We start from the raw sequence: 25,541 nt of genomic DNA, 5'->3' as shown, positions 1-25,541 counted from the left end.
CAGCCTGATTTTTATTGGATACCTCTTTTCCGGGTTTTACGGTCTGTCGGATGTCGATATGTCTTGTCTCTGGATGGGAAGGATAGTTCCCGATTCCGGCAGGAGGAAGCTTTTTCAGACAGGAAAGAAACGGCAGAAGAATTGAAAGCCTTCCGTTATCTTGGTAAAATGTTCATAGTATTTATAAAAAGGGGCCATGTCTAATGGATTTCAATATTTTCATGAATGATGTCGTTACAAAAGCACGTGAAGAAATTACGGAAGCGGGGTACACCGAACTTACTTCACCTGAAGAAGTCGATCAGGCACTGACTCAGGAAGGAACCACTCTTGTTATGGTCAATTCCGTCTGCGGGTGTGCAGGAGGGATTGCACGTCCAGCAGCTGCCCATGCCATTCATTATGATAAACGCCCGGACCGCCTGGTCACAGTGTTTGCCGGTCAGGATCGCGAAGCGACGAACCGTGCACGCGAGTATTTCGAAGGATACCCGCCGTCTTCTCCTTCCTTCGCGCTTTTGAAGGATGGGAAAATCCAGACGATGGTGGAGCGTCATGATATCGAAGGCTTTGAACCGATGGAAGTCATCGGAAAGCTTCAGCGCAGTTTTGAAGAATACTGCGAAGAGGTATAATAAAGAAAAGGCTTGGGATCTTTGTGATGAGCAAAGGTCCTTTTGCTTTTCTGCATGGGTTTTAGACAGTATTAGGAAGAGAAAGGATTAGACAGACATTGAAGATAGGATACCGTACCATTAAGACAGCGTTAGGCACCCCTTTTGCCATCTGGGTGGCCCAGATGCTGCAGCTGGAAAACTTTGCATCAGCAGGAATCCTGACGATTCTCTGCATCCAGATTACGAGGAAGCGGTCATTTTTAAGTGCATGGCACCGTTTTTCAGCATGTATTGTAGCTATGGTTTTTTCGTTCGCCTTTTTTGAGCTGATCGGATATAACCCGCTGGCTATCGGGATCATGCTCTTTGCCTTTATCCCTGTGACCGTCTGGCTGAACATTACACCTGGTATTGTGACGAGTTCAGTCATCATTCTCCATTTATACGGCTCAGGCAGTATAGGCTGGGAGATTATTATAAACGAAGTGATCCTGATTACTGTAGGAATCGGTACGGCCCTGCTGCTGAATTTATACATGCCGAGTCTGGAAAATAAACTGGGGGAATACCGGAGTCAGGTCGAGCATAACTTTTCCCTGATCATGAAAGAGCTTGCTACGTTTTTAAGAGATGGAGACAATGACTGGACAGGACATGAGCTTACAGAAACAGCGGCACTGCTTGAAAAAGCCAAATCCTTGTCCTACAGGGACGTAGAAAACCACCTGCTTCGGACTCATAACCATTTTTATCATTACTTTCACATGCGGACCAAACAGTTTGAGTTATTGGAGCGGATGCTTCCGCTTGTGAGCCGAATTTCCACCTCGAATATGCACAGCTCTAAAATCGCGGATTTCTTTGATGATTTAGCCGGGGCGATTCATCCTGGTAATACTGCGGTCATTTACCTGCAGCGGTTCAAAGAGATGAAGGAGGAGTTCAGGGAAGATGATCTTCCACAGACGCGCGAGGAATTTGAGATGCGTGCCAGTCTTTTTCACCTGCTTAATGAGATTGAGGAATATTTAATCATTAAACGGTCATTTAAGAAGAGTGACGTATAAAGGACATGAGGGCGGGGAAACTTGAATTAAAAAGAAGGGATATACATGACATTCTTTTTTCTTGTCCTCACCGGCCTCCAGCTGCTGCTTCCCGCGTCTGCTGAAGAGCCTGTCGTCCTTGTCAACAAAGCCGTACACGAACTTGTGGTCTATGAGGACGGGGAGCAGACATTCCAAGCTTCTGCGGCTGTCGGTAAAACCGATGAACTCACACCGGAAGGACTATTCGTGATTAAAGTAAAAGCCGTAGATCCGTATTATCGAAAAAACAATATTCCAGGCGGCGTTCCGGAAAATCCTCTGGGAAGCCGCTGGATCGGGTTTGATGCAGAGGGAACAGACGGCCGGATTTACGGCATCCACGGCACGAATCAGCCGGAGTCGGTCGGAACCTCTGCTTCGGCAGGGTGTATCAGACTGAAAAATAACGACGTGGAAATCTTATACACGATGATTGAAGAAGAGATGGACGTTTGGATCGTGGACGATCCGGACGTATCAATGGAAGATTTATATGAACAGTGGCTGAAAAAGAAATGGCAGCAGTTTCTGAATTAAAAAAGCCGGGAAGGGTGGAGAACCATCTTGCCCGGCTTTTTCTCTTTTATAGGAAGAAGCTCGCTCCCGCCAGTACCGTAGAGAGAACCATGGAGAGAATCATAATATAAATAACGATTTTCATGCGGCGCTCCCGCTTTGAGCGTTTTTTCGTTTCAGCCAAGGTTGGTAACCTCCTTCTCAGTCGTTCCTGTTCAATATTCTACCGAAAAAAAAGAAAATGGACAAGGGGACGTTTGGATTCACAATTTGTTGTGAATTATGTTAATTTTTAGATAGGTAAGCGCTTCATTTCTGGTATGCTAGAAGAGAATAGACGAAAGAGGAGGCTTTTCCAATGACCCTGTCATCCAATGGACAACATTTCAAGCAGGAATGGGAGAAGAATGTAGAAAAAACCATGCAGCGTTTCCCAGAGCGCCGTCATTCTTTTCATACGAGTTCGGATATTCCTGTGGATCGTCTCTACACACCCGAATCATTAAGTGAAAATTACATAAACCAAATCGGTTTTCCAGGGCAGTATCCATATACGCGAGGGATTCAGCCGACGATGTTCCGATCCCGGTACTGGACGATGCGCCAGTATGCCGGTTTTGGTTCAGCAGAAGAGACGAACGAGCGTTTCCGTTACCTGCTGAAGCAGGGCCAGACAGGCTTATCCGTCGCCTTTGATCTGCCGACACAGATCGGCTATGACTCAGACGACCCCATGGCTGAAGGGGAAGTCGGCAAAGTCGGTGTAGCGATTGATTCACTGAAAGATATGGAGCAGCTGTTCCATGAAATTCCACTCGATCAAGTGAGCACCTCCATGACGATAAACGCGCCCGCAGGCATTCTCCTTGCGATGTACATTGCGGTAGGGGAGAAGCAGGGCGTGCCGAGGGAAAAGCTGACCGGTACGATTCAAAACGATATTTTGAAGGAGTACATTGCCAGAGGGACGTATATTTATCCTCCAAAACCATCCATGCGGCTCATCACAGATATTTTTGCCTACTGTCAAGAGCACCTGCCTAAATTCAACACCATCAGCATATCCGGCTATCATATCCGTGAAGCAGGATCGACCGCTGTACAGGAAGTCGCTTTTACGATCGCGAATGGCATGGCTTATGTAGATGCTGCCATTGAAGCAGGGTTGAAGGTGGATCAATTCGCTCCCCGCCTGGCCTTCTTCTTTAATGCCCACAATCAGTTTTTTGAAGAAGCAGCCAAATTCAGGGCAGCACGCCGGATGTGGGCGAAAATCATGAAAGAGCACTACAAAGCGGAGGATCCAAAGAGCTGGAAAATGCGTTTCCACACCCAGACAGGTGGAAGTACGCTGACGGCCCAGCAGCCGGATAATAATATTGTCCGCGTAACAATGCAGGCGCTGGCCGCTGTATTAGGAGGCACCCAGAGTCTTCATACCAATTCCAGGGATGAGGCGCTGGCGCTCCCGACAGAGGATTCTGCGAGAATTGCTCTCCGGACACAGCAGATTATTGCCAATGAGAGTGGTGTCGCTGACACAGTCGATCCGCTTGCTGGGTCGTACTATGTCGAGTCCTTGACCGACCAGATTGAAAAAGAGGCCGGTGCATACCTGGAACGGATCAGTGAATTCGGCGGGGCTGTTCAGGCTGTAGAAGAGGGCTACATGCAGCGGGAAATCCATCAGGCAGCCTACGAGGCGCAGAAGCGGATGGAATCCAAAGAGGATATCGTTGTCGGCATGAACGAGTATCAGGTGGATGAAGAAATCCATGCGGATCTTTTGAAAGTGGATGAAGCCCTTGAAAAAGGACAGATAGAAAAAACAACGCAGGTAAGAGAGCAGAGAAATCAGGAAGTCGTCGATCGCTGCCTTCAGGAACTCCGCAACGCAGCAGCGGAGCAGGACAATGTCATGCCTCCGATCGTCAGGGCTGTCCAGGCTTATGCCACAGTCGGGGAAATTGCCAACGTCCTGCGTGATGAATTCGGTGAATATACAGCGATGTAGAAAGGGATGAGTCAGTATGAAGCCAATTCGAGTACTTATAGCTAAACCAGGGCTGGATGGGCATGACCGCGGCGCTTTAATCATCGCCCAGGCTCTCCGGGACCACGGAATGGAAGTCATCTATACAGGTCTGAGACAGTCTGCGGTGCAGATTGCCCGGGCTGCCGTGCAGGAGGATGTCGATGTCGTCGGTTTATCTTCGTTATCCGGAGCGCACAAATCCTTGTTTCCAAAAGTAGTGGAAGCTCTCAAAAAGGAAGGGGCCGATGACATCCCTGTCATCGGTGGAGGAGTCATTCCGGCTGAGGATATTCCTTATCTGGAAGGAAAAGGGGTCCACAAAATTTTCACCAGCGGATCGCCGACAGACGCTATTGCCGTTTATATTAAGCAGCTGATCCATCAGGAAACGATCAGCACTCCAAAGAAAATTGCCCACATCGGGATTGCAGTGGAAAGCATTGATGCTGCGCTTCCTTTTTATCAGCATACGCTGGGTATGGAACTGGAAGCTGTAGAGGACGTAGAATCGGAGCATGTTCGTGCTGCTTTTTTAAGAATTGGTGAGACGAAGCTGGAGCTTTTGGAGCCTCTGAATGAAACCTCCGCCATCGCTTCCTTTTTGGAGAAAAGAGGCAGTGGGATCCATCACATCGCCTTGGAAGTCGATGATCTGCATAAACGCCTTCAGCAATACAAGGAACAGGGAATCCGAATGATTCATGAAGAGCCGAAAACGGGTGCTCATCAGGCCGATATTGCCTTTATGCATCCGAAAGCTTCCGGCGGTGTTCTTTATGAACTCTGGCAGCCAGGGAAGGGGGAGTAGACATGGATATTTTCGATAAAATCAACGAATTATACGATAAGCGCAGAGAGGTTGAACTCGGCGGCGGGGACGAACGCATCGATAAGCAGCACGAAAAAGGGAAATGGACGGCCCGTGAACGGATCGATCACCTTTTGGATGAGGGTAGTTTCATTGAGCTGAACCCTTTCATAGAGCATCGTCATGATGCCTTCGGGATGGACGGCAAAACAGCCCCGGGAGAAGGGGTAGTCACAGGATACGGGAAAATTGATGGGAGAAGTGTGTATCTTTTTGCCCAGGATTTCACAGTGTATGGCGGAGCATTGGGGGAGATGCATGCAAAGAAAATTGCTGCCGTCATGGATCTGGCTGCCAAGAACGGAACGCCTTTCATCGGTTTGAATGACTCGGGAGGAGCGAGAATCCAGGAGGGGGTTTCATCTCTGGATGGATATGGGCAGGTGTTTTACCGCAATTCGATCTATTCAGGAGTCATCCCGCAGATTTCAGTCATTATGGGACCGTGTGCAGGTGGAGCGGTCTATTCACCGGCCATCACCGATTTCGTCATCATGGTGGAAAAGACGTCCCAGATGTTCATTACGGGACCGAAAGTCATAGAGACGGTCACGGGAGAACAAATATCCGCTGAGGATCTCGGAGGCGCCGGCGTTCACAATACGCTCAGTGGAAATGCCCATATGAAGACAACGGATGAAGCGGAGGCCCTGGATGCTGTACGGAGGCTCATCAGTTATCTTCCTCAGAATAACGAAGAGAAAACACCAATGATCCAGGAAGAAACGAGGGATCATTTCCGTCCGGACCTGACCGATAAGATTCCTTTTGATCCCATCCGTCCTTATGATGTCCGCGTCATTATTGATGAAGTGGTGGACGAGTCGTCATTCTTTGAAATTCAAAAAGACTTTGCCAAAAACATTGTCGTTGGTTTTGCCCGTATGGACGGCAGGGCTGTCGGCCTTGTCTGCAATCAGCCGAAATATATGGCCGGCGGGCTGGATATCGACTCCAGCGATAAAGCCGCACGATTTATCCGTACGTGCGATTCGTTCAATATCCCTATTATTACGTTTGAGGATGTAACCGGATTTTTCCCTGGTATTAAACAGGAACACGGGGGAATCATACGACACGGAGCAAAAATTCTTTATGCCTATTCAGAAGCTACGGTGCCCAAACTTACAGTGATCACCCGAAAGGCGTATGGCGGGGCCTATGTGGCGCTGAACAGTAAGTCTATAGGAGCGGATCTTGTCTACGCCTGGCCGAACGCTGAAATTGCGGTCATGGGGCCTGAAGGAGCCGCCAACATCATTTTCGCCAAGGAGATCAAGGAAAGTGCCCAGCCTGAAGAAACGAGGCAGAATAAGATCAATGAATACCGCGAACGTTTTGCCAACCCATACGTTGCTGCAGGTCTCGGGATGATCGATGATGTCATCGATCCACGGGAAACGCGGAGCACACTCGTAAAGGCTTTGGATATGCTGCAGGACAAGCGGGAGGAACGTCCTTATAAAAAGCATGGAAATATTCCTCTTTAATTGACATGATTCTTTCGTTCCGCTAACGTACAAAGAGGAATGTGGTTACATATGAAGGAGGAAATATCCATGGCAGAAATCAACAAACAGCGCTTGCTGGACGAATTTTTAGAACTCGTCCAAATTGATTCCGAAACAACGCAGGAAGCAGAGATTTCCAAAGTACTCAAGAAGAAATTCACGGACCTCGGACTTGAAGTACTGGAAGATGAGGCGGCTTCCGCGACAGGTCACGGAGCCAACAACCTGATCTGTAATCTCAAAGGCTCGAAAGATGGAGCCGATACGATTTACTTCACTTCGCATATGGATACCGTCGTGCCAGGGAACGGCGTGAAACCCTCCATCGAGGACGGGTATGTCGTCACGGACGGAACGACGATTCTCGGTGCGGATGACAAAGCAGGGATTGCTGCCATCCTTGAGGCTATCCGTTCTCTGAAAGAGCAGAGCGTAGAGCATGGAGATATCCAATTCGTTATTACAGTCGGAGAAGAGAGCGGCCTTGTCGGTGCGAAAGCTCTGGACAGTTCGCTCCTGAAAGCGAAATACGGCTATGCGATTGACAGTGACGGGCAGGTTGGAAATATTGTCGTAGCGGCTCCGACACAGGCGAAAATCAATGCTGTCGTCAAAGGCAGAACGGCTCATGCCGGTGTAGCTCCTGAAAAAGGGGTTTCAGCGATCACGCTGGCGTCACGCGCCATCGCAAAAATGCCTCTGGGACGTATTGATGAGGAAACGACAGCGAATATCGGACGCTTTGAAGGTGGTCAGAAAACCAACATCGTATGCGATCATGCCGAAATTCTCGCTGAAGCCCGCTCGCTCGACCCTGCGAAAATGGAAGAGCAGGTCGAGAAAATGAAACAGGCATTTTATGAAACAGCAGAAGAAATGGGTGGAGAAGTGGACTTGGATATCCAGGTCATGTACCCGGGCTATAAGCAGGAGGCTGGTGACGAAGTGGTCGAAGTGGCCCGCTCGGCAGCCAAACGGATCGGCCGGGAAAGCGAACTGCTCCGCAGCGGCGGCGGCAGTGATGCCAACGTGATTGCCGGCCATGGAGTTCCGACGGTGAACTTGAGCGTCGGTTACGAAGAAATCCATACGACCAATGAGCGCATCCCTGTAGCTGAACTTGAAAAAATTGCCGAATTTATTACAGCTATTGCTGAAGAAGCGGCATCTTAACGAAGAGGGAGAGTCCCTTCTTCTATACAAAACCCGTACGGTGTATCTCAAGCGCCGTGCGGGTTTTTATTTCGGCTGTTTTTTCACTTGAATGATGCAGACTTTTCCAGTGCGAGCAGTCCGCACCATACATCCCGTGGTCTATGCTATAATAAAAGAACAAATGTTCTAATGGAGGAAAGACGTATGGCTTCAAAGTGGTATCCAAAAAAAGGGCGGGTCATTTTTCATGTGGATATGAACAGCTTCTATGCTTCAGTGGAAGCTGCCTTTGATCCCAGCTTAAAAGGGAAGCCTTTAGCTATTGCCGGCAATCCGGAAGAACGACGCGGGATCATCGTGACGAGCAGCTATGAAGCAAGAAAATACGGAGTGAAAACGACCATGCCGCTTGGAGAAGCGCGAAGACTCTGTCCGGACCTGATGGTGATGCGGCCGAATTTTGAACGCTACCGCACAGCATCCAAAGAGATGTTCAAAATTCTCGCCGATGTGACCTCTCTCGTCCAACCTGTCTCCATTGATGAAGGCTACATGGACATTACCGACTGTTCCGACCAAGGTTCTCCTCCTGAAATTGCAGAACGCATTCAGCAGCGGATCGCCGAAGAGCTTGATCTTCCATGCAGTATCGGGATTGCTCCGAATAAATTTCTGGCAAAAATGGCTTCCGATATGAAGAAACCCATGGGGATAACCATTTTAAGAAAAAGGGATCTCGAGCGTACGCTTTGGAAGCTTCCGATTGAAGACATGCACGGCGTGGGATCCAAAACAGCAGAGAAGTTAAGAAAAATTGGGATCGAAACGATCGGCGGACTTGCTTTGCATTCCGTCATAGAACTGAAAGGGATCCTCGGTATCAATGGAGAGCGTCTGCAGAACAGAGCCAACGGAATGGACGACAGACTGGTGGACCCTGAAGCTGTGCATGATTTCAAAAGTATCGGCACTTCCACAACGCTTCCTCATGACACGACGGACGAGGATGAAATCCAAACCGTCCTGCGCCGGCTTTCCAATAAGGTTGCTGCGAGGATGAACGGGAAAAAGGTCCTTGCCAGGAACGTGCAGCTCATGATCCGGTATCATGACCGGAAAACGGTGACGAGGAGCCGCCAGCTTCAGGAATTTATCAGTAAACCCGATGAACTGTTCCAACACAGCATCCAGCTTTTTGACCAGCACTGGAACCAGGACCCTGTCCGGCTTCTCGGTGTAACTGCCGGTGACCTCGCAGAAAAATCCGAGGTCACCCAGCAGCTTGATCTATTCAATTATGAACAGTATGCCGGTAAGGAAAAGTTGTATAAAACCATTGATACACTCACAGAGAAATACGGGAAAAACCCTTTCCGCACGTTGACGAATCCGGATGAAACCAAAATATCCACCAGCTTTCAAAAAGACTTTCTGGACGATTATAAAAAGTGATTCCCAGGCATGACTCCGCTTTTTTGTTTCATACTAAACAGGAAGGGAGGAAGGAATCATGGGTAGAGATCGACAAGAAAAGAAATTGAAAAAGTCCGGAAAGGTCCAGTCCGACCGTGATCAGAGCCTCAGTTATCCAGGGGCGACGATGATGGAGGGGCCGGAGCCTGCTCGAAAACGCAGATAAGGAGGCGGTTTCTAATGGGTGGACGCCGCATGGGACCCAAACAACAAACACGTCCGGACATTCCTCTCGGTCCGGATCAGGCATATGGCGAAAAGGCGCAGGGCTCACACAAAGCCAAGCAGGCCCGTCATTCCCGTCAAAAACAAAAAACATCGCACGATATGTAATCAAAAGCAGCCGGAAGCGGCTGCTTTTTCCATTCTTTGCTGTTCATAGCCTCAACGCTTCAGGGGATTCTATAAAGGAGGAGGTTGAGAACTATGCCGGAACGAATTGTCGCTGTAAAAAAGAACGGTCAGGGAAGCATTGTTGAGATGCAGCTGGCGTCAGGGCGTGTGGTCGATTATAAGCAGGCCCACGAAATGGCGCGCATCGGTGAGTTGGAACACGTGAACCTGATTCGTGGTAAGGATGGGGAAGACCATCTGCGCAGTGAGCCGGATGGCATACAATCCAACAACCTGGACAACCTTCCCTCTTTCTAAGGAAAACCGGGCAGAGCATACAAAGCTCTGTCCGGTTTTTTTGTATGTAAACAGTAAACAAATCAGATGGATGTGATAAAAATGAAATAATATCATATAAATATTTCAAAAGTAGTTGACTTTTTTTAGGGGTGTTGTAAACTTAAAATGAAATATAAAACATAAAATATTACAAAACTTTTTAATGGGGATGATGAAATGGCGATCTTCGCAGAAAAGGTTACAAAAACGTATCAAAGCGGAGAGGTGACGGTTAAGGCGCTGCGTGAGGCGAGTCTGACTGTACCGGACAAAAAGATTGTCACAATTCTAGGACCTTCCGGATCGGGTAAATCCACACTTTTGAACGTGATCGGGGGCATCGACCGCTATGACGAAGGACAGATTGTAGTGGATGGCCGGACGCTTGATGAGTTGAAGGACAAACAGCTGACGGAATATCGAAGAAAAAATATTGGGTTCATTTTCCAACAGTATAACCTTATTCCCACTCTTACTGTTGAGGAAAATGTAGAAGTCGGCCGGGAGTTGAGCAGTAATCCGCTTTCGATGGAGGATACGCTGAGAAAAGTGGGAATGCTTGATAAAAAAGATAAATTCCCCTCTCAATTGAGTGGTGGAGAGCAGCAGCGTGTGGCCATCGCCCGTGCATTAATTAAAAATCCGAACATCCTGTTATGTGATGAGCCTACGGGGGCCCTGGATGAGGATACGGGTAAGAATATTTTGAAGCTGCTGAAATACGTGAACGAAACGTACGGAACGACCGTACTCATCATTACTCATAACCAGGGAATCGGAGAGATGGCCCATCAGGTGATCCGGATGAGCAGCGGGGAAATCGTAGAGACGTTTGAAAACGAGACATTGGTGGACCCTGAGCAGGTGACGTGGTCATGATTTTAAAAAAATCGATGATCCGTACACTGAAAGAGAAGAAATTTCAATATGCCGGTGTCATTCTGCTCCTCCTGCTGGCTGTTACGCTGTATGTCTCTTTGTCGATGGCTGTGACGACGTTGGAAGAGCGGAACGCCAGGTTTACCGAAGATTATAAACAGGAGACCTTCCATTTCGTACCTTCTGAACCGGTGGACTCCTCCAAGCTGCAGGAGTGGGAGGAGGAGTTTGGTGTCACCCTTGAGGCCAGGTCCTATTATGATGCTGATGTAGACGGTTCAGTGCTCAGGGTCTTTTCACAAACAGAAGAAATCAACCTTCCTTATCTATCCGAGGGTTCGAACCCGACAGACGACAGTGAAATCGCTGTTTCCTCCGTTTTTGCTGAAAAAAATGATCTGCATATCGGTGATGAGGTGGAAATCAGCGGAGAACGGATGGAAGTGACAGGATTTGTTTATCTTCCTGACTATATTTACATGATTGAACAATTGACGGATTTGATCAGCGATGCGGAGAAATTCGGTATAGCCATAGCCTCAGAGCGTGTCATGGATCAATGGTCGTCCCTGTCCCAGACAGAAATCACGGGATGGTCCAGTGATGGAGAGGTTCCTGATGGTTTCATGGAGGCTGTCCGTGCGGAGACGACCATTCTGCAATTTGTAGAAGCCGGTGACAACCCCCGGATTCAGTTCGTGGATACAGAAATTGAAGGCGCAAAAAGTATGAACAATACACTCCCGCTCTTCATTCTGGCTCTTGCTGCAGCGATGGTTCTTCTTTTAATGAGACGCCGGATTGATATGCAGCGCAAGGAAATCGGGACGCTGCTGGCGCTTGGCTACCGGAGGAATGAACTGCTTCGGCATTACCTCGGCTATGCGTGGGTCATCGGCCTAAGTGGTACGGTTCTCGGACTGGCAGCGGGTGCCGCCTTATCCGTTCCGTTATCTAATCTATATGCAAACTATTTCAATCTACCTGCCTTATCTATGTTCGATTTTAATCCGATGGTGCTCGTCATTGGTCTGATTATTCCTCTGGTGCTCATGCTCTCATTGACAGCGTGGGGGATTCACAGGGCTTTAAAAGTCGATCCTTTGACACTTCTGCGCCCGAAAGAAGTGACGGTCGGCAGGAAATCGTGGCTGGAGCGTCTTCCGCTATTGAACAAAGGCAGCTTTATTCAACGGTTCCGACTGCGCCTCCTTGTCCGTAACAAAGCGAGGAGTCTCTATATCTTCCTTGGTGTCATGTTTTCAACCGTTTTACTGCTGTTTGGTTTTATTACGTTCAACAGTATGGATCAACTGGTGGAAACGACGTATGAGGACATTATGACCTACGATTATGCGGTTTATTACCAGTCCTTACAAACGGAAGAACCAGCCGATGGTTCTGATCCTTTTACCGTCGGCGAAGTGAATGTAAAAGGTGAGGATGTAAAATTGACGGGGTATGGAATCGAAACAAACACCCCTTATATCCATCTTCTTTCTGACGAGGAAAAACTCAACTCCGAACTTAAGGAAGGTGCTGTTCTGAGTACACCGGCTGCGGCGGTCCTTGGTGTCGGGGCAGGGGAGGACATAACGCTTACCAACTCCTTAAATGACGAGGAAATGACCGTTCAGGTGGCGGGAGTGGCTGATGTGTATATTGGCAGTCAGATCTACCTGCCCCGGGAGGCCTTTAACGAATTTCTCGGCTATCCCGGTGATGCTTACAGTGCCATCTGGCAGGCTGAAGCACCGGAACGGGGGCCGGATGTTTATCAAATTGAAGATAAGCAGAAGGTGATTGACAGTTTTGAAGCGACATCCGGAGCTACACGGTCATCGGTAATCGGAATGTCTGTTTTTGCTGTCGTCATCAGTGTCATCGTCCTTACGCTGTTGACGAATTTGATCGTGGAGGAAAATTCGCCTTCCATCTCCTTGTTCAAGGTCATGGGCTATCACAACAGTGAAGTATCCAAGCTTGTTCTTAGTGTTTATACACCTGTTGTGATGCTCTCTTATTTGATTTCAATACCTCTGGCAGGTTTGGCGCTTGGACAGTTGATGAACTCCCTCGTAGAGCAGACAGGATTCATTCTTCCGACAGATGTATCCTTGTGGATGGCAGCTGCAGGATTTGTCGTCATTATGCTGACCTATGCACTCTCGATTGCTCTTTCCAAACGGAAGTTGAAACAAGTCTCCCTGCAGGAAGCTTTGAAAAAACAACAGGATTAATAGAAAAAAAGACACTCATGAAAAACGGAGTGTCTTTTTTTATTGGCTCTGCTGAAGTTTAATGTTGATATTGTATACCGCACGCGCCATCTTCATCGCTGGATGAAGTTTATCGAATGTATGATAGAGGGTTATTCGCTCCGTAAAGCAGCCAAGTTGATGGGAGACGTTACCCACGTAACCTTGTTCTATTGGAGGCACAAGCTTCTTTCGGCATTAAAACAGATGGAAAGTTCAACATTCCAGGGTATCGTTGAAATGGACGACACCTATTTCCTGTACCTTACCTTGTTTCAGGTGTTAGAGAGTATCCAATATCAGCGGAATGAAGTGACGAGGAATGTGGTTAAAAGGAATTTATTTCTAATCGTTGAAATCCAGGAAACCCTTAGATTATCTACATTACTGTTGTAACCATTGAATCTAGTTGCATATATATCTCGAAACTGAGTCTTTTGCTAAAGGGCAGGTTAGTGGAAGACTCAGTTTCGAGATATTAGAGTGATTTGATGGCAAAAGTAAAGTTGAGCTTATGGGGATTTTTTGAAATAATTGGTGCTAGTTGGGGATTTAAAGAACAGGGGATGTAAATGAGAAAAGTAAAAGTTTATTTGGTTATTATGGTTAGCATATTTTTAATAGGATGTACGGAGGAAAGGCCTTTTGAAGAGCAATTCAAAGAGATAATGAATGATAAAAATAACACTTACAACCTGTTTCACCACGGATTGAATGTTCTTGAAGAAGGTGATGCTTTTGCCTTCTTTAAGGGAGAAGGAAAGGTCTGGACCTCTTACTTTGAAAAGATAGACAGAAAATTAATACGTAGGTCAGGACATAGTTTAAACTGCAGTACTCCTGTTAATTGGACAGTGAATCAAGGACGAATCGTATCTGGGTTAGTCTGTGATAGCAGTATTTCAAAAGTTATTGTAAATGGAGACCAAGCAAACTTTATTGAAGTAGATGATGGCAGAAGGTATTGGTATCATGTTATTCCTACATATCAGGAAGTTAGAGACATTAAAGTGAAAACTGTAAATAGAGATGGGACTGAAAAATTCGTTGGAAATACTCAATGACCCTTATTAAAGATAAGGGGGCAATTCTACAACAAAAGAATTGCCCTCTTCTTAATGTTTTGGGCAGGTTAGGTGAAGACTTGGGTTCTAGATAATAGCCAGTTTTGAAACTAAACTGGATTAGTATCGTATGTTTATTAAGAGAAATGATTTTGGAGGAATTAGATGGGAAATGAAACTCCTGAAAAAAGAAGAGAAAAACTAAGACAAAAAGAGTTAAGCAATCCTTCAAGTAGTGGACACGGAAGCAATCTTGCAGATTTAGTTGGTGGCTTAGGCTGGAAGGGAACTGGTATATTTATTCTCCTAATAATAGCTGGGTTTATAATTTATTCCTTGTTTTTTCGATAAGAGACATATTGTAAAACAATAAGGTATATCTCTAATTCAAGTCTTACGTAAACGGGGGCAAATCCTGAACCTAATGGTACACCTTTTATTGAAGGATATTCTTAATTTGTGTCAGCCTCTAATACATATTTTATCAATATTAAGAAACTAATACCATCTTAAATGCGTCTTGATGAGAACAAGGCTTTTTTTAGTAACTGGGGGAGGATGGTTTTATTGAAAGAGAACAAAAAGCACATGATTCGGTGGAGAAGCTTTACCATTTTTTCGTGTACTATAGGATTGCTCGTTGGTATATTTTCAGTTATATCAGATAATTTACCATACTTTGGTGAAAAGATAACGATGATTGAATTTGTCGTATCCTATTTAGCGGTCATGATCAACTCTTTGCCAGTGTGGTTTTTACTAGCGATGGTGGCTGGGTTTTTATTTGCAAGGGAATTGAAAGGATCAGTAATTGTAGGAGTAATCTATATGCTAGCGGCTATAACGTTTTACTTTGTAATTAGTAAGTTCTATGGAAGCAACACCGTAACTAGTTCACTTGAAGAAAGAGCACTCATGTATTTGGTGTGGTACATAGTTTCTGCTGTTGGGGGATTGTTAGGTGGAATTGCAGGATTTTTATTGAAAAAGAACCATTATACCATCTTAATTCTAACTATAGGGTTAATGGTGCAGATAATCATAAATGGGGGAAGTAACTGGAACAACATGGTTGGGATTGCTCAAAATACAACATATTGTCTAATGCTTGTAAGTACAATTATATATTTAATAATTCAAGGGAAGAGACATAGCTTATACATGCAAAGCTAAACGGGCGAAATCTATATCTTCTCCAACATGCCTTGAACTCGAGTCTTCATGTATAGGGTGCTAAAGTAAAAAAACAGTAAGAAATATCTCGAATCTGAGTCTTACATAAACGGGGGGCTTTACTTTATTAGGGAATATTATAAGTTAATATTTCTTGTTCACTTGTTTTGGCATAACCCCGATGAAAATAAAGAAAGAGGTGTGACAATGAGAAACGCTTTAGGGTATGGTTTCTTATTATTAATTATATTGTCAATTACAATATTCTTTAGCCTGAAAATGTTCATTAGTTTAGTTAATATTATCGGTTTTGGGTCAGCTTTAATTTCTGCTTTCCTTATGAAAACGTTTATTAGAAGGTCTGAATTAAATGTGGCTTCAACAGATAAAGGAGATAGAGAAGAAAGAAGGTTAGGAATGAAAATTGGCATATTCGGTTCACCATTTCTGATTACTTCGATTATTTTTTTGATAACGTAAATAAAAGCAGTTTTATAGATAATGGCGAATTATCTCGAAATTAAGTCTTCATGAAACGGGGGGCGTTTGCTTAATAGCGTGCCCCCTTGTTACATAATGAAAACAGGTCCTATTTCAAGACCAGCCAATCGAAATGACGAGAGTTATGTATAAGTACGTCATAAAGGAGAGATGAAACTAATGAAGCATTTAATAGGTTTGTATGCTGTTATGGCAACGATGGTATTTGTTACTTTAACAAGTGAATATATTTTCAAAGGTGATTTTTCAGCTATTGCAAGTTGGTTCATAACTATGTTATTTCTTCTTGGAACTATATTTTTTGTGAATGCAAGGTATTTTTTATCTGAAAAGTAAAACGGTGAGTAAGTTAAATGCTTACTAAAAGATATCTTGAAACCAACTCTTTCGCTAATGGGGGCAATTCTGAAACAAATGATTGCCCTCCTTTAATTTTCAGACAATTATCATTAAGGTGATACTCTTAACTTTTCTGCTTTTACAAGTCTTATACTTATCGGTAAAAGTTAAGAACGATAAAAATATCAACTATTATATACCTGCCTTTATTGTAAGTATAGCTACAGCTTGGTCTATTTTAAAAACCTTTACTATGAGTGGATTTGGTGTTATTACCTCATATTTTTTTCTACTATAGGATTATTCATTTTATTTGTTTTTACCAAACATCCTCCGTTTTCAAAAGAAAAAATGTAAGGTCCTCTTGAAATTGAGTCTTTAACTAACGAGAGATTTAGTTCATTAAGCCAATTGTAAAAAAAGGAACTTCCACAAATTTGGGAGTTCTTTTTTTCTAGTAATATTACACTAAACTTTAACAAAGTCATTTTTAATAAGCCTTTTAAAAAGGAGGATTTCCTATAGGGTGGAAAAATTATGAAATTTAGATGGTTAGATATCTCTTAAGTTTATGTCCAAAAATTTCAGCATTTTATGTCACAGTGTGATATAGTCGTAGTGTGACATACTTAAAAATGGAAAAAGGGGATTAATTAATGAAAAAGCCAGAAAAAACTTACATACCTATGACTGAAACGGCTTTCTACATTTTGCTTGCATTAACTGAACCCCGCCATGGCTATGGCATTATTAAACACGTTGAAAATCTGACACAAGGGAGAATAAGTTTAGGTTCGGGGACTGTGTATGGAACATTGACGAAGATGCAACGCGATGGTTTGATCGTCAAGTATGCAGATGGTGAGCAGAAAAAAGTATATGAAGTTACAGAAGACGGTAAAAAGATCATGAGAATGGAGATAGAAAGACTTAATGAACTCTACAATAATGCAGTCAGATATAAGGGGGAGTTTTTATGACCACATCGATTTTTCGACCCTTTTGGAGTTACGATCCGATTAAAACGGAACAATGGCTGGAAAAGAAAGCAAGCGAAGGGCTTTTTTTGACTGGACTCAATCGGTGGACAAGAAAGTTCTATTTTAAAAAAGAGGACCCTAAAACCTATACCTATAGACTTCAATATGAGAAGGTTGACCACTTCCCACAGGCTTTAGTTGAGGCAGGCTGGAAATCGGTTGCGAAAGAAGGTCGTTGGAGAATGATCTGCCATGAGGGTGCTGCAAACAAGGAGCCTATAAGGGATAACATGGCCTCAAGGAACAAAGTTCATTACTATACTTTCATGGCGGTTTTCATTTATATGCTTATCGCAGCCGGAATGGCTGGAATGCTGACTCTCACAGTACTTTTAGGTGGTGGATCAGCGACGTTCGTTCCCAGTCCTTATTGGGCAATAACTATTACTGTAGGACTGACGCTTTGGACTGTAATTCCTTATTCAACACTCACGTTACATAAAGGGTTGAAAAAACTGAAAGTAGATCCATCATCTTCTACAGAACGGAACTCAAGCCTTATCAAGTTTACGAAATGGCGTTTAGCCTGGGTGTTTGCTCCTGACCGTTTAGAAAAATGGCTGGAGTGTATGGAACAAAAAGGATATCAGTTAGAAAAAGTCAGCAGATGGGGGCTTAGGTTTTCCTTCAGTGAAGGAGAACCGAGAATGGTAAGCTATGCGGCTGATTTTCAAAAAACGATTGAATCGGACTATTTTTATATGCATAGCGATCAAGGGTGGAGTCAATTGTTTCATTCTTCTTCTCTGTTTATGTCTTGGACATTATGGGCGAAAATGTACACTCATGATGAGGAAAGACCCCAACTGTACACTGACCCCCATCACAAGTTAAAGCATGCCAAGCGTGTTACTCTGTGGCAGGGGGGAATATTTTTACCTTTGGTGATTCTCTATATATGGTTAATCACAATGAATATCAATGGGATTTTTCAGGGGGAAATTCTTGATTCGACCTTTTGGGTGGTAGTTGTGCAAACCATCATCGTTATCGAATTCGGTTATTTTTTTGTTCGTTCATTATTGTATTATAGCCGAGTTAGGAAGACGATACAGTGATGGAAAGAATGCTTACACACTTCCTTAATAAGGCTCGTGAGACTTGAATATTGAATGGTTAGGTTTTATTCAACCTTCATTTATCTTGAAATCAATTTTTAAATTATTGGGTGCTTTAGTTCAATAAGCCAATTGTAAAAAAGGAACTTCCACAAGATTGGAAGTTCCTTTTTTCTAGGAATATCAACTCTAAACTTTAACAGAGCCTTTTAATTAACCGAAGATCCGCTTCATGATAGCCAGTCCAAGGGATGAACCGGGATAACGGAAGCTTTGATCGAATTTAGTGGTTTGTTTTGTAATGCTCTTCTGATGGGTGAACGTGTCAAAGCTGGCCTGGCCGTGGTAATGACCCATGCCGCTTTCACCAACGCCCCCGAAGGGGAGGTGAGGGTTGATAATATGGTAAAGGGTGTCATTGATACAGCCTCCACCGAATGAAATGCGGTTGAGCACCTGCTGCTGTTCGATTTCATTTTCTCCGAAGTAATAAAGGGCCAGTGGTTTTGGACGTTCGTTGATCTGTTCAACCACCTCATCCAGTTCATCATAGGTGAGGACCGGCAGAATCGGTCCGAAAATCTCATCCTGCATCACAGGATCAGCCCAAGTCACCTGATCGAGGATGGTGGGAGCGATTTTCTCCTGGCGTTCATCGACAGCCCCTCCGACAACAGTCGTACCGGACGTTAGATAATTGGAAAGTCTCTCAAAGTGGGAGGCATTCACGATTTTCGTATAGTCCGGGTTTTTGAGAGGATGTTCTCCGTAGAACTCCTGGATGTACTTCTTCATCGATCGGATCAGGTCAGCTTTCACTTCATGATGGACGTACAAATAGTCTGGAGCAATGCAGGTCTGCCCGGCATTGGTGAATTTCCCCCAGACAATCCGTTTGGCAGCAAGGTCTACAGACGCATCTTTATGGACGATGGTTGGACTCTTCCCGCCAAGTTCGAGGGTGACTGGAATCAACCGTTGGCTCGCTTTTTCCATGATGATTTTCCCAACCGGAACACTGCCTGTGAAGAAGATGTAGTCCAGAGGCTGGTCGAGCAGCTCCTGCGTCACGTCCTTATCCCCTTCCACAACAGCGATATAGGAGGAAGGGAAGTACTGCTCCACCATCTTTTTCAATACCCAGGAAACGGTCGGTGTCAGTTCGGAGGGTTTAAGGATGACCGTATTTCCGGCCGCAACGGCTCCGATCACCGGGGCGAGGGCCAGCTGAATCGGATAATTCCACGGGGCAATGACAAGGACGGTTCCGAATGGCTCTTTTTTGATGTAGTTTTTTGAACCGGTATGTGTGAGAGGCGCTTTAACCTTTGTCGGCTGCATCCAGTTTTTCAACTGTTTAAGATGATGGTCGATTTCACTCTTCAGAAAAGCAATCTCTGAGGCATAGGCTTCATATTCGGATTTGTTCAAATCAAATTTTAATGCATTCAAAATCGGTTTTTCAAAGGTATTGAGCATCTGTTTCATCTTCTGCAGCTGCTCCCTGCGAAAGGTGTAGCTTCTCGTGTGACCTTCCTGGAACCATGATTTTTGTGCTTGTACAAGGGTATGCATCCTGGGGCCTCCTCAATGATTTCTGGAAATATAATGCTGGTAAAAATCTTTGGAAATGGTCGTATTCGGGAAAATTTCCCTGGCTTCATCCAGCAGCTGCTGGACGGCTGTCCCCTGGTACCTGGATGAGATGTGGTTGAGAATCAGCTCACGCACACCGGCTTCTTTAGCGAGGGAGGCGGCCTGTTTCACGGTGGAGTGGAAATAATTAAAGGCCATTTCCTCCTGATCACCGGCAAACGTTGCTTCATGAACGAGGACATCAAAGCCTTTCAAGGGGCCGGCAAGCTCCGGGAGACAGCGGGTATCACCAAGAATGGCCACTTTCCTTCCTTTTTTAGGGGGACCGGTGACATCGTTCCGTCGAATGATTCGTCCATCTTCCAGCTCTGTTTCCGGCCGGCTTTTAATCTGCTGATAAATGGGGCCTGGCTGGATACCAAGCTCCTGCAGCTTTGATGGGAGGAGTTCACCGAGCTGGTCCTTTTCCTTTAGGAGATACCCAAAGCTCTCAAGCCCATGCTCCAGACGGACAGCTTCAACAATAAACTGTTTATCCTCAAACAACAGCCCCTCTTCAACCTCTTCGACATACAGAGGGTAGCGCAGGTGTGTTCCGCTTAATCTCAAGCTGATATCAATGTATTCTTTTAATCCGCGGGGACCGTAAACGGTTACAGGACTCTCGCCGCCCTGGAAGGACCGGCTGCTTAATAAACCGGGCAGCCCGTATATATGGTCGCCGTGCAGGTGGGTAATGAAAATAGCTTCGATTCTGCGGGGCCTTATCGTTGTATTCAGGATCTGCTGCTGGGTGCCTTCCCCGCAGTCAAAGACCCATGTCGTTCCCCGTTCTTCGAGCATTCGTAAAACGAGCGAAGAAACATTCCGCTCTTTTGATGGGACTCCGGATCCTGTCCCTAGAAAAAATAGTTCCATAGCAACACACTCCTACTTTCTCCATGATACCATCCGCGGAAGGAGAACTCACTTCATATGGTACAAAAAACTGCCGGACTTGGATCCGGCAGTTGAGGTGCATCCTTTACCAGGCTCTTGTATACGGCCTTGGTCCTTCTAATGAATAACCAAGATCATCAGCAGCCTGTTTCGGCCAGTAAGGGTTCCTTAAAAAGGCGCGGGCGATGAAGATCAAGTCGGCCCGTTCGTTCTGCAGAATTTCCTCTGCCTGTATCCCGCTGGTAATTAAACCGACGGCTCCTGCCGCGATATCCGCCCCGTGCTTGATCTGTTCAGCAAATGGCACCTGATAACCGGGGTAAGGCTCGATGGATGCAGGGACGACGCCCCCGGAGCTGACATCGATGAGATCCACTCCCTGCGTCTTCATCTCGGAGGAGAAATAAAGAAAGTCATCCATGGTATTCCCATCCTCATGATATTCTTCACCGGATATCCGTACAAACAATGGACCGGACCACACTTCTTTGACGGCTTCAATGACTTTACGAAGAAAGAGGTACCGGCTCTCGCGGCTGCCTCCGTATTGGTCCGTCCGGAAGTTGGTGAGCGGGGACAAAAACTGGTTGATCAAGTAGCCATGGGCGGCGTGGAGTTCGATGATATCGAATCCGGCTTTTTCTGCACGTCCGGCACTTTTGCGGAAAGCTTCGATGGCTGATTCAATTTTTTCCTTGGACATTTCCACAGGTTCTTTCATCGAAGAGTTGAATGCTTTTGCGCTGGGAGCGAAAATCTCTCCCTTGAGATTCGCTTTACGTCCGGCATGCGCAAGCTGTATGGCGGAGGCAGCTCCATGACGGTGAATGCCATCATTGATTTTCTTCAATCCTTCGATTTGGTCATCCTCCCAGATGCCGAGGTCCTCGTGGGAAATCCTTCCTTCCGGTAGAACGGAGGTGGCTTCAATCATCACAAGACCCGCCTGACCGGCAGCGCGGCTTTCGTAGTGGGCGAGGTGGAAGGGCTGGACTCTTCCGTCCTGTTCGTGTGAGGAATACATACACATGGGAGACATAACGATCCGGTTTTTTAACGTGACGTTTTTTATCGTGCAGGGTTGGAATAATTGATGTTTCATTCAGACTCCTCCTTGGTGTCCCGGAAATTCTGTTTCAGTTCACGCAGCGAATACCGGCTTCCCCGCCACTCAATGCCGCCTCTGAACCATGTCAGGATGAGGGCCCGTGCCAGCATGTAGAGAAACAGAACAGCGGACAGCGGAAGGACAGAAGCAAGCCACAGTGGATACGTTGTAAACGCCCGGGTCGATAAGATATATAAATAAAATAACAAAAGGACATTGATGAAGCTAATCATCTGCACGGAGGAATCGGGATGAAACAAAAGGAAAAAAGGAAGGACCTGGGATAGAAAGACACCAAATAAAGCAGAAATGGAAAGCAGAAATGAGTAGTTCAGTCCGGCAAAGGCGTTTTTCTCAAACCCTCTCAGGGCGGAAGGGAGATCTGGATACCATTCAACAGAGAGGTGCTGGGTAGCGGAAACGAACATTTGAGAGCAGCGTGCGGCTTTCATCCGCTGACCAAGAGCCAGATCATCGTCCGCCCGCATTTTCATTTTTTCATGACCGCCGATATGTTCATACGCCTCAGCTTTCATGAACTGGAAGGCACCAATACCCATCCCTTTAGTTGACCCCGGATCATTTGCGGTCCACGGCCGTTTCAAGTAACTGAACCCGAATAAGAAAAAAGAGATTAAACCTTTTAAAAGGAACGAACCGGCCTTGAGATCAGGAGCGGCTGTTACATAGTCGAGCTGGTGTCTTTCCATCAGCTTCACGGCATATCGGAGGGTATCCTCGTGAAAATGGATATCCGCATCTGTAAATAATAGATAGTCTCCTCCGGCCTTGGAGGCTCCCAGGTGAAGGGCGTGATTTTTACCGAGCCAGCCTTCCGGGAGATCCGTCACGTGGACAGGGATAATTTGCGGGTGACGGGCAGCTGCCTCATCAATCCATGTGCCCGTCTTGTCGGTAGAACGGTCATTGACAACGATGATTTCATCAGGAGGGAGGGTTTGTTGAACAAGGGAGTCCAATGTTTGGATGATTGCTTTTTCCTCGTCTTTAGCAGCGATGATAATGGAAATGTCCGCGACCGGATCTGAATGTGAAAGGCCGGCTGAAGACAGGGAGGGGATGTTCCGTATCCCTGTCGTAAAATCAACAAGTAGAACGACCCATACAACTGCTGCCAGCACGTAGATCCAGAACAGCATTATCGGCCACTCCGTTTATGGTGCAGCTCCCTGTATTCAAGAGCAAGGTGGGGCACATCGGTGAAAATGCCGTTGACTCCAAGCTTGTAGCATTTTTTCATCATGGCCGGTCGATTGACGGTATAGATCCGCAGGGCCAGTTTTTCCTTCGCCGCCTGTTTAACGAGTCGTTTGTCCAACAGTCGGTGTTTCACATGAAGGGCGTCAGCCTGCAGGGATTTCGCATAGTGAGGAAGCCGCCTCATTTTTGTAGAGGTGAGAAAGGCTGTCTCCACGGAAGGATTGATTTCTTTCATCCGTTCGATAGAATCCGAATTGAAGCTTGATATGACGGTCCGTTCCAGGACGTGATACCGCTTTAAGGAATCGTAGACGATGCGTTCAATATTCTTGTATTCAATGACATTCGTTTTTAATTCCACATTCAGGAACATCGGCTGGTCACGAAACCAGCGAAGGAACTCGTCTAGTGATACAATGGATGTATCAGAAAATTCCGGCGAAAACCAGCTTCCAGCATCAAGAAGCCGGAGTTCCGCATATGTATAATCTTGTACGAACCCGGTTCCGTTCGTCGTACGTCTCAGGTTTTCATCATGAATGAGCACGGGAACCTGGTCTTTCGTCAGCTGGACGTCGGTTTCAATTCCCTCTGCGCCAGCCTGACGAGCCAGCTCAAAAGCGGGCATGGTGTTTTCCGGAGCCAGTTTACTTGCTCCTCTGTGGGCATAAACGAGTGTTTTTACCAAGGGGGTCACCTCTTCCAAGTGGGCTCTATGAGTCTGATTGTGTTTGATATTCTGTGAAAAGTCAACAAGGAGTGTGGAGTGATGAAGGTATGGCAGACGAAAGAACAATTGACGGATCTGCTCTGCTCGCTGGTGGAGTATCCGAGTATTACGAACAGCGATGAAGAGATCGCCATCATTGAATACTTATATTATATTTTGGAGGACAGGGATTATTATAAAAAGCATCCCGATCATCTTAAGCGGCATCCTCTTGATGATGGACGACAGCTTCTCACTGCGCTTGTGAAAAATGGAGAAGCGGAGGAAACCATCGTCCTGCTTGCCCATGTGGATGTCGTTGGTGTCGAAGATTACGGATCGTATCAGAATCTGGCGTTCTATCCACGGGAGTTAACGCAGGAACTACATAAAAACAGCAGCGACCTGCCAAAAGAAGCGTTGAAGGACTTGGAATCCGGAAACTGGCTCTTCGGGCGGGGGACGATGGATATGAAAGCTGGTCTAACTGTTCATTTGTCTCTTTTGGAAAAGGCGATGAATGGTGAATTTGAAGGAAATCTACTGCTCATTGCGGTTCCTGATGAGGAAGTGAACTCTGAGGGGATGCTGGCAGCACTTCCGGCCTTGAGGGAAATCAAAGAACAAGAAAATCTCGTGTATAAGACCGCTTTGAACGGTGAGCCGATGTTCAGTAAGTATCCGGGTGATCCGGCCTACTATTTATATACCGGTTCCATAGGGAAAGCGCTGCCCGGTTTCCTGTGTTACGGGAAGGAAACCCATGCAGGAGAGCCCTTCGGCGGTCTGAATGCCAATTTAATGGTCAGCTATCTGGCTCAGGAAATGGAGCTGAATGAAGCCTTTATCGAAAAGGTCGGGGAGGAGCGGACACCGCCGCCGATCAGTTTGATGCAGCGGGACTTGAAATTTGAATATTCCGTACAGACCCCGCAGGCAGCTGTGGCCATGTACAACGTCCTGTATATGAAGCAGACGATCAAGGAATTGAATGAGAAGCTGCTGCTGGCCGCCCAACGTGCAAAAGCCAAGATCATCAACCATTATCATCATCAGGCATCGTATTATTTAGAAGGCACCCAGACGTCAGCCTTTCATCCGGATATCACGATCCTTACGTATGACCAGCTTTACAAAGAAGCGGTCGAAAGGTATGGGGAGATGGAAGTGGAACGTCGGCAGAACCGGCTTGTGAAACTGCGTGATCAGGGAGATCGTGATTTCTCAACGACTCTCGTGCAGAGTCTCGCTTCCCTGTGTAAGGATATCAGTCCGATGATTGTTCTTTTTTACAGTCCACCGTTTTACCCGGCGGTTTCCTCGCACCACGATCCAATGATCCAGCATGGAGCGCAGACAGCTATGGATTATGCCCGTACACATTATGGAGAAGAACTTGAAGTAGTGGAGTACTTTACAGGGTTGTCAGATTTGAGCTTCATCGGCCCGACGTCCGCCCGCTCGTCCCTGACGGATTTGACGAAACAGATGCCGATTCACGGAAATGGGTTTGAATGGCCGGCGGAAGACATGGAATCGATCACAATGCCGATTATTAACGTAGGCCCTCTGGGTAGGGATCCTCACCAGTGGACGGAGCGGCTTGAGTTGACCTACAGTTTTGAAAAGCTTCCAAAAATCGTAACCGAAACGATTCACGAACTATTTAAAGCGTGAAGCACATAAGAAAAGCCTGGAATGAAAATCATTCCAGGCTTTTT

The 25,541-nt window shown here is 46.0% G+C and carries 27 protein-coding genes and 1 pseudogene; 22 read left to right on the top strand and 6 right to left on the bottom strand.

The window, feature by feature from the left end:
- Positions 1 to 203: 203 nt before the first annotated feature.
- The 3 genes from ACXAJH_RS04905 (at position 204) to ACXAJH_RS04895 (ending at position 2,242) form a co-directional block, all read left to right on the top strand.
- On the top strand, positions 204 to 635 hold the full coding sequence (locus ACXAJH_RS04905; protein WP_474993229.1) for a BrxA/BrxB family bacilliredoxin: 432 nt from the start codon (positions 204 to 206) through the stop codon (positions 633 to 635).
- Between the two features lie 98 nt (positions 636 to 733).
- Complete coding sequence (locus tag ACXAJH_RS04900) at positions 734 to 1,684, top strand: aromatic acid exporter family protein (RefSeq protein ID WP_027955466.1); 951 nt, start codon at positions 734 to 736, stop codon at positions 1,682 to 1,684.
- Positions 1,685 to 1,729: 45 nt separating this feature from the next.
- Positions 1,730 to 2,242 carry a L,D-transpeptidase gene (locus ACXAJH_RS04895; protein ID WP_474993228.1) on the top strand — a complete coding sequence of 171 codons (513 nt, stop codon included), beginning with the start codon at positions 1,730 to 1,732 and terminating at the stop codon, positions 2,240 to 2,242.
- Positions 2,243 to 2,288: 46 nt separating this feature from the next.
- On the opposite strand, the gene prli42 is transcribed toward ACXAJH_RS04895, so the two are convergent.
- Positions 2,289 to 2,405, bottom strand: a complete 117-nt coding sequence (prli42, locus tag ACXAJH_RS04890; protein ID WP_242520466.1) for a stressosome-associated protein Prli42 — start codon at positions 2,403 to 2,405, stop codon at positions 2,289 to 2,291.
- 174 nt (positions 2,406 to 2,579) lie between these two features.
- Here prli42 and ACXAJH_RS04885 point away from each other — a divergent pair, with 174 nt between their 5' ends.
- The 18 genes and pseudogenes from ACXAJH_RS04885 to ACXAJH_RS04800 all read left to right on the top strand — a co-directional run bounded on the left by ACXAJH_RS04885 (position 2,580) and on the right by ACXAJH_RS04800 (position 18,247).
- Positions 2,580 to 4,235, top strand: coding sequence for an acyl-CoA mutase large subunit family protein (locus ACXAJH_RS04885; protein ID WP_474993226.1), 1,656 nt, complete (start codon positions 2,580 to 2,582; stop codon positions 4,233 to 4,235).
- A 16-nt stretch (positions 4,236 to 4,251) separates the two neighbouring features.
- Positions 4,252 to 5,064: a methylmalonyl-CoA epimerase gene (gene mce / locus ACXAJH_RS04880; RefSeq protein WP_474968938.1), complete on the top strand. Its 813-nt coding sequence runs from the start codon at positions 4,252 to 4,254 to the stop codon at positions 5,062 to 5,064.
- Between the two features lie 2 nt (positions 5,065 to 5,066).
- Positions 5,067 to 6,614 (top strand): acyl-CoA carboxylase subunit beta, encoded by a 1,548-nt coding sequence (locus ACXAJH_RS04875; RefSeq protein ID WP_474968937.1) that lies wholly within the window; start codon positions 5,067 to 5,069, stop codon positions 6,612 to 6,614.
- Between the two features lie 69 nt (positions 6,615 to 6,683).
- Positions 6,684 to 7,808, top strand: a complete 1,125-nt coding sequence (locus ACXAJH_RS04870) for a M20/M25/M40 family metallo-hydrolase (RefSeq protein WP_206935097.1) — start codon at positions 6,684 to 6,686, stop codon at positions 7,806 to 7,808.
- Between the two features lie 186 nt (positions 7,809 to 7,994).
- Positions 7,995 to 9,242, top strand: coding sequence for a DNA polymerase IV (locus ACXAJH_RS04865; RefSeq protein ID WP_474971252.1), 1,248 nt, complete (start codon positions 7,995 to 7,997; stop codon positions 9,240 to 9,242).
- Between the two features lie 58 nt (positions 9,243 to 9,300).
- Positions 9,301 to 9,429, top strand: a complete 129-nt coding sequence (locus ACXAJH_RS04860) for a YpzI family protein (RefSeq protein ID WP_084163123.1) — start codon at positions 9,301 to 9,303, stop codon at positions 9,427 to 9,429.
- 14 nt (positions 9,430 to 9,443) lie between these two features.
- The gene (locus tag ACXAJH_RS04855; protein WP_027955473.1) at positions 9,444 to 9,596 is read left to right on the top strand and encodes a small acid-soluble spore protein P; all 153 of its coding nucleotides are present in this window, start codon (positions 9,444 to 9,446) and stop codon (positions 9,594 to 9,596) included.
- A 93-nt stretch (positions 9,597 to 9,689) separates the two neighbouring features.
- Complete coding sequence (locus ACXAJH_RS04850) at positions 9,690 to 9,914, top strand: DUF3892 domain-containing protein (RefSeq protein WP_474968934.1); 225 nt, start codon at positions 9,690 to 9,692, stop codon at positions 9,912 to 9,914.
- A 198-nt stretch (positions 9,915 to 10,112) separates the two neighbouring features.
- Positions 10,113 to 10,814, top strand: coding sequence for an ABC transporter ATP-binding protein (locus ACXAJH_RS04845; RefSeq protein ID WP_474968933.1), 702 nt, complete (start codon positions 10,113 to 10,115; stop codon positions 10,812 to 10,814).
- A complete protein-coding gene (locus ACXAJH_RS04840; protein WP_474993225.1) occupies positions 10,811 to 13,054 on the top strand; it encodes an ABC transporter permease in 2,244 nt (747 codons plus the stop codon). Before ACXAJH_RS04845 ends, ACXAJH_RS04840 begins: the two co-directional genes overlap by 4 nt.
- A 72-nt stretch (positions 13,055 to 13,126) precedes the next feature.
- Positions 13,127 to 13,336 (top strand): annotated as a pseudogene (locus ACXAJH_RS04835) (IS1595 family transposase); the annotation flags it as partial.
- Between the two features lie 308 nt (positions 13,337 to 13,644).
- Positions 13,645 to 14,136 (top strand): hypothetical protein, encoded by a 492-nt coding sequence (locus ACXAJH_RS04830; RefSeq protein WP_474993223.1) that lies wholly within the window; start codon positions 13,645 to 13,647, stop codon positions 14,134 to 14,136.
- Between the two features lie 165 nt (positions 14,137 to 14,301).
- A complete protein-coding gene (locus ACXAJH_RS04825) occupies positions 14,302 to 14,487 on the top strand; it encodes a DUF6366 family protein (protein WP_474984652.1) in 186 nt (61 codons plus the stop codon).
- A 216-nt stretch (positions 14,488 to 14,703) separates the two neighbouring features.
- Complete coding sequence (locus ACXAJH_RS04820) at positions 14,704 to 15,309, top strand: DUF6518 family protein (RefSeq protein WP_474993222.1); 606 nt, start codon at positions 14,704 to 14,706, stop codon at positions 15,307 to 15,309.
- Positions 15,310 to 15,516: 207 nt separating this feature from the next.
- Positions 15,517 to 15,789: a hypothetical protein gene (locus ACXAJH_RS04815; protein WP_474968012.1), complete on the top strand. Its 273-nt coding sequence runs from the start codon at positions 15,517 to 15,519 to the stop codon at positions 15,787 to 15,789.
- Positions 15,790 to 15,969: 180 nt separating this feature from the next.
- Positions 15,970 to 16,146, top strand: coding sequence for a hypothetical protein (locus ACXAJH_RS04810; protein WP_474971271.1), 177 nt, complete (start codon positions 15,970 to 15,972; stop codon positions 16,144 to 16,146).
- Positions 16,147 to 16,805: 659 nt separating this feature from the next.
- Positions 16,806 to 17,129 (top strand): PadR family transcriptional regulator, encoded by a 324-nt coding sequence (locus ACXAJH_RS04805; protein ID WP_474993221.1) that lies wholly within the window; start codon positions 16,806 to 16,808, stop codon positions 17,127 to 17,129.
- Positions 17,126 to 18,247, top strand: a complete 1,122-nt coding sequence (locus ACXAJH_RS04800) for a DUF2812 domain-containing protein (protein ID WP_474993219.1) — start codon at positions 17,126 to 17,128, stop codon at positions 18,245 to 18,247. Before ACXAJH_RS04805 ends, ACXAJH_RS04800 begins: the two co-directional genes overlap by 4 nt.
- Before the next feature lie 213 nt (positions 18,248 to 18,460).
- On the opposite strand, the gene ACXAJH_RS04795 is transcribed toward ACXAJH_RS04800, so the two are convergent.
- From ACXAJH_RS04795 to ACXAJH_RS04775, 5 genes are all read right to left on the bottom strand, one after another.
- Positions 18,461 to 19,822, bottom strand: coding sequence for an aldehyde dehydrogenase (locus ACXAJH_RS04795; RefSeq protein WP_474993217.1), 1,362 nt, complete (start codon positions 19,820 to 19,822; stop codon positions 18,461 to 18,463).
- Between the two features lie 12 nt (positions 19,823 to 19,834).
- Positions 19,835 to 20,761, bottom strand: coding sequence for a ribonuclease Z (gene rnz / locus ACXAJH_RS04790; RefSeq protein ID WP_474971274.1), 927 nt, complete (start codon positions 20,759 to 20,761; stop codon positions 19,835 to 19,837).
- A gap of 106 nt (positions 20,762 to 20,867) precedes the next feature.
- Positions 20,868 to 21,884, bottom strand: coding sequence for an NADPH dehydrogenase NamA (gene namA, locus ACXAJH_RS04785; RefSeq protein WP_474993216.1), 1,017 nt, complete (start codon positions 21,882 to 21,884; stop codon positions 20,868 to 20,870).
- Complete coding sequence (locus ACXAJH_RS04780; protein WP_474993215.1) at positions 21,881 to 23,050, bottom strand: glycosyltransferase family 2 protein; 1,170 nt, start codon at positions 23,048 to 23,050, stop codon at positions 21,881 to 21,883. Before ACXAJH_RS04780 ends, namA begins: the two co-directional genes overlap by 4 nt.
- Entirely contained in the window at positions 23,050 to 23,799 is a 750-nt protein-coding gene (locus tag ACXAJH_RS04775; protein ID WP_474968919.1) for a glycerophosphodiester phosphodiesterase, read from the bottom strand. Before ACXAJH_RS04775 ends, ACXAJH_RS04780 begins: the two co-directional genes overlap by 1 nt.
- A gap of 81 nt (positions 23,800 to 23,880) precedes the next feature.
- Here ACXAJH_RS04775 and ACXAJH_RS04770 point away from each other — a divergent pair, with 81 nt between their 5' ends.
- Positions 23,881 to 25,497 (top strand): M20/M25/M40 family metallo-hydrolase, encoded by a 1,617-nt coding sequence (locus ACXAJH_RS04770; RefSeq protein WP_474971277.1) that lies wholly within the window; start codon positions 23,881 to 23,883, stop codon positions 25,495 to 25,497.
- The last annotated feature ends 44 nt before the right edge of the window (positions 25,498 to 25,541 follow it).

This window comes from Halobacillus sp. ABD4_316 (genome assembly GCF_056161385.1).
Note: the sequence above shows the minus strand (reverse complement) of the source record. Positions and strands in the feature narration are given on the sequence as shown.

Coding starts and splice junctions, on each gene's coding strand:
- ACXAJH_RS04770 (WP_474971277.1), top strand. CDS start 23,881: ATGAAGGTATGGCAGACGAAAGAACAATTGACGGATCTGCTCTGCTCG.
- ACXAJH_RS04885 (WP_474993226.1), top strand. CDS start 2,580: ATGACCCTGTCATCCAATGGACAACATTTCAAGCAGGAATGGGAGAAG.
- ACXAJH_RS04865 (WP_474971252.1), top strand. CDS start 7,995: ATGGCTTCAAAGTGGTATCCAAAAAAAGGGCGGGTCATTTTTCATGTG.
- ACXAJH_RS04875 (WP_474968937.1), top strand. CDS start 5,067: ATGGATATTTTCGATAAAATCAACGAATTATACGATAAGCGCAGAGAG.
- ACXAJH_RS04905 (WP_474993229.1), top strand. CDS start 204: ATGGATTTCAATATTTTCATGAATGATGTCGTTACAAAAGCACGTGAA.
- ACXAJH_RS04895 (WP_474993228.1), top strand. CDS start 1,730: ATGACATTCTTTTTTCTTGTCCTCACCGGCCTCCAGCTGCTGCTTCCC.
- ACXAJH_RS04780 (WP_474993215.1), bottom strand. CDS start 23,050: ATGCTGTTCTGGATCTACGTGCTGGCAGCAGTTGTATGGGTCGTTCTA.
- ACXAJH_RS04795 (WP_474993217.1), bottom strand. CDS start 19,822: ATGCATACCCTTGTACAAGCACAAAAATCATGGTTCCAGGAAGGTCAC.
- ACXAJH_RS04815 (WP_474968012.1), top strand. CDS start 15,517: ATGAGAAACGCTTTAGGGTATGGTTTCTTATTATTAATTATATTGTCA.
- ACXAJH_RS04850 (WP_474968934.1), top strand. CDS start 9,690: ATGCCGGAACGAATTGTCGCTGTAAAAAAGAACGGTCAGGGAAGCATT.
- mce (WP_474968938.1), top strand. CDS start 4,252: ATGAAGCCAATTCGAGTACTTATAGCTAAACCAGGGCTGGATGGGCAT.
- rnz (WP_474971274.1), bottom strand. CDS start 20,761: ATGGAACTATTTTTTCTAGGGACAGGATCCGGAGTCCCATCAAAAGAG.
- ACXAJH_RS04800 (WP_474993219.1), top strand. CDS start 17,126: ATGACCACATCGATTTTTCGACCCTTTTGGAGTTACGATCCGATTAAA.
- ACXAJH_RS04855 (WP_027955473.1), top strand. CDS start 9,444: ATGGGTGGACGCCGCATGGGACCCAAACAACAAACACGTCCGGACATT.
- ACXAJH_RS04840 (WP_474993225.1), top strand. CDS start 10,811: ATGATTTTAAAAAAATCGATGATCCGTACACTGAAAGAGAAGAAATTT.
- ACXAJH_RS04830 (WP_474993223.1), top strand. CDS start 13,645: ATGAGAAAAGTAAAAGTTTATTTGGTTATTATGGTTAGCATATTTTTA.
- namA (WP_474993216.1), bottom strand. CDS start 21,884: ATGAAACATCAATTATTCCAACCCTGCACGATAAAAAACGTCACGTTA.
- ACXAJH_RS04825 (WP_474984652.1), top strand. CDS start 14,302: ATGGGAAATGAAACTCCTGAAAAAAGAAGAGAAAAACTAAGACAAAAA.
- ACXAJH_RS04870 (WP_206935097.1), top strand. CDS start 6,684: ATGGCAGAAATCAACAAACAGCGCTTGCTGGACGAATTTTTAGAACTC.
- ACXAJH_RS04845 (WP_474968933.1), top strand. CDS start 10,113: ATGGCGATCTTCGCAGAAAAGGTTACAAAAACGTATCAAAGCGGAGAG.
- ACXAJH_RS04860 (WP_084163123.1), top strand. CDS start 9,301: ATGGGTAGAGATCGACAAGAAAAGAAATTGAAAAAGTCCGGAAAGGTC.
- ACXAJH_RS04810 (WP_474971271.1), top strand. CDS start 15,970: ATGAAGCATTTAATAGGTTTGTATGCTGTTATGGCAACGATGGTATTT.
- ACXAJH_RS04805 (WP_474993221.1), top strand. CDS start 16,806: ATGAAAAAGCCAGAAAAAACTTACATACCTATGACTGAAACGGCTTTC.